This window comes from Microbacterium sp. (assembly GCF_036277215.1).
In the GTDB taxonomy this organism is placed as follows: Bacteria; Actinomycetota; Actinomycetes; order Actinomycetales; family Microbacteriaceae; genus Microbacterium.
In genome coordinates this window covers 1-2,606 of the sequence record NZ_DASUNI010000335.1, presented here as the reverse complement: position 1 = coordinate 2,606, position 2,606 = coordinate 1, and the positions used below count along the sequence as shown (strand labels likewise).

Annotated in this window: 3 protein-coding genes; 1 reads left to right on the top strand and 2 read right to left on the bottom strand. The window is 71.9% G+C overall.

The window, feature by feature from the left end:
- Positions 1 to 63 precede the first annotated feature (63 nt).
- The gene (locus tag VFX99_RS15990; protein ID WP_329667279.1) at positions 64 to 621 is read left to right on the top strand and encodes a nucleosidase; all 558 of its coding nucleotides are present in this window, start codon (positions 64 to 66) and stop codon (positions 619 to 621) included.
- Positions 622 to 634: 13 nt separating this feature from the next.
- Here VFX99_RS15990 and VFX99_RS15985 read toward each other — a convergent pair whose 3' ends face one another.
- Together VFX99_RS15985 and VFX99_RS15980 are read right to left on the bottom strand one after the other, a co-directional pair.
- Positions 635 to 823 (bottom strand): hypothetical protein, encoded by a 189-nt coding sequence (locus VFX99_RS15985; RefSeq protein ID WP_329667278.1) that lies wholly within the window; start codon positions 821 to 823, stop codon positions 635 to 637.
- The coding region (locus VFX99_RS15980) for an SbcC/MukB-like Walker B domain-containing protein (RefSeq protein ID WP_329667277.1) at positions 820 to 2,606 on the bottom strand (1,787 nt) is incomplete at its 5' end. The genes VFX99_RS15985 and VFX99_RS15980, both read right to left, overlap by 4 nt.

The following is a 2,606-nucleotide window of genomic DNA, read 5'->3' as shown; positions in this document are numbered from 1 at the left end:
CTGGCTGACCTCTTCGGCGAGTGACCGGCCGAGTGACTGGTCCGCCGCTGGGACAATGGACCGGTGAAACTCCTCGTCGCAGCGCTCGAATCCGAACTCGTCGCCTTTCCGTCCGAACTGCCGGGCTTCGAACGCCTCGTGACCGGCCCGGGGAAACTTCAGGCCACGTATGCGCTCACACGCGCGCTCGATGCCACTCGCTACGAGCAGATCGTGGTCGTGGGCACGGCGGGTGCGATCGACGAGCGCCTCGACGGGACCGTGTATGAGATCGACGCGGCCATCCAGCACGATGTGACCTCCATCGACGGCATCGTCGGGCAGCACGTGTCATTGCCCGTGCGGGTCGAGCTGGGCCGCGAAGGCGTCACGATCGCGACCGGCGATCACTTCGTCGACGATGCGGAGGCGGTCGCCGTCATCCGGTCGCTGGGCGCGGGCCTGGTCGACATGGAGACGTACGCCTATGTGTGGGTCGCCGGCCAGTTCGGAGTTCCCATTCGCGTGCTGAAGGCGGTGTCCGACCGGGCACAGGATGACGCGCTGACCGACTGGCGGACAGCGGTGGCCGCCTGCAGCGCGCAGCTTCGCGAGTACATGCGCGCCGATTACGGCGTCTAGCGGCGCTCGGTGGTCAGGACTGCGTGTCGTCGCTGCGCGCGAACAGCATGCGCAGCACGAAGAACACGATGACCGCGACGACGGCGACCACGACAAGCTTGCCGATGAACCACAGCAGCGAGAACAGGATGTTCACGAGGAACCACGCGATCACGACCGCCACGACGACGCCGACGATCGTCCAGACTGTGCCCTTGTTCACCCTTCCAGCCTAAGCCGGTCACGCCGGGCGGATGACACGCGCCTGGCTCGTGGTGGCCCCTGGTCAGACGGGAAGCCCGCTTCCTGGCGGATGACGCTCGGCCCCTGGGGCGTCGCCTCGACCAGCAGCTGCGCCGGAAGCTGGTCCTTCATCGCCGCGACGTGGCTGATCAGCCCGACCGTGCGGCCGCCCTGCCGCAGCTCGTCGAGGGTGCGCATCGCCAGGTCGAGCGTGTCATCGTCGAGCGAGCCGAATCCCTCGTCGATGAAGAGGGTGTCGAGCTTGACGCCCCCGGCACGTGCGGTGACGACCTCGGCGAGTCCGAGCGCCAGCGAGAGTGACGCGAGGAACGTCTCACCGCCCGACAGCGACTGCGCCGGCCGGGCCTGCCCTGTGTGCGCATCCATGATCTCCAGGCCGAGCCCGGATGCCGCGCCTCGCGCCGCACGGGCATCGGTGTGCTGCAGCCGGTAACGCCCCGACGACATGTCGCCCAGCCGGAGGTTCGCCGCCTCGACGATCTCCTCCAGCTCTGCCGCGAGGACGAAGGACTCGAGGGTCATGCGGTGCGTGTTCGGGGCTTTGCCGGCGACGGTGTTCGCGAGGCGGGCGACGACGTCGTGCTCGTCGGCGAGGTCGGCGATCGCCGCATGCGCTTCGGCAGCGCGCTCGAGCAGGTCGCGCAGGCGCGTGAGCGTCTGACCGGCGTGAGCGGCGGCATCCACGGTGCTGCTCCACTGCTCGCGGGCCTCGGAGAGCGCCGTCGCGGTTGCCGCGAGATCGACGGGCAGCTCAGGAGCGCCGGCGAGCTCGAGCTCGAGGTCGCGCAGCCGGTCGCGCTCGGCGCGCAGGGCGGCGTCGTGTTCGCGGATGCGCTCGTCGAGGCTCGTGCGCAGGCCGGCGTCGCGCAGTGCCTGCATGGCATCGGCCACGTCTGCGAAGACGGATGCCGCGATCCGCGCCTCGAGGTCGGCTGCGGCGTCGCGCGCTGCCGCGTCGCGCACGGCGGCGTCCGCGTGCGCATCGGCGAGCGCCTGGGCGAGTGCGCGACGTCGGGTGGCGTCGGCGATCCGCTCCGCGACGGTGGCGAAGTCGCCGCGCGCAGCGTCCACTGCGCGGCGTGCGGCGGTGGTCTGCTCGACGAGGCCGGCGAGCGACTCGCGGGCTGATGCCAGGTCGGCGGCCAGGCCGTCGCGCTCGACGGCTGCCGCGGCATCCGTCTCGACGAGCTGCTCGCGCTGGGCGGTCAGGCGATCCCGCAGCACGACGGCCTTCGACGCGGCGGAAACGGCCGACTCCGCGACCTTCTGCGCATCGGCCGCGGCTGACGCATCGGCACCGCCTGCACGTGCCGCCGCCTCGGCATGCGCGACGCGCGCGGAGCGGGCGGTGTCGCCTGCCGCGCGTTCGACGGTGGCTGCGGCATCCTTCGCCCGTTCGGCGGCAGCGAGATCGGAGTCGGTGACCGGCTCTGCGGTCGCCGCGGCCGGGTTCGGGTGCTCGGTCGAGCCGCAGACCGCGCATGCCTCACCATCGATCAGCGCCGCGGCGAGCTCGCCGGCGTACCCGGCCAGGCGACGGCGGAGCAGGGCGGTGACCGCCGACGCGGCATGTTCGAGGTCGACGAGCGCCGAGGCGTGTGCGGATTCGGCGTCGCGCTGTGCGGCGGCGAGGCGCTCGGCGTCGTGCGCCGCGGCGAGGCGGCTCGCTGCGTCGGCGAGCTGGGCCTGCGCGGATGCCAGGGCGCCGGCCGCTGCCGCATGCATCGCGAGTTCGGCATCGA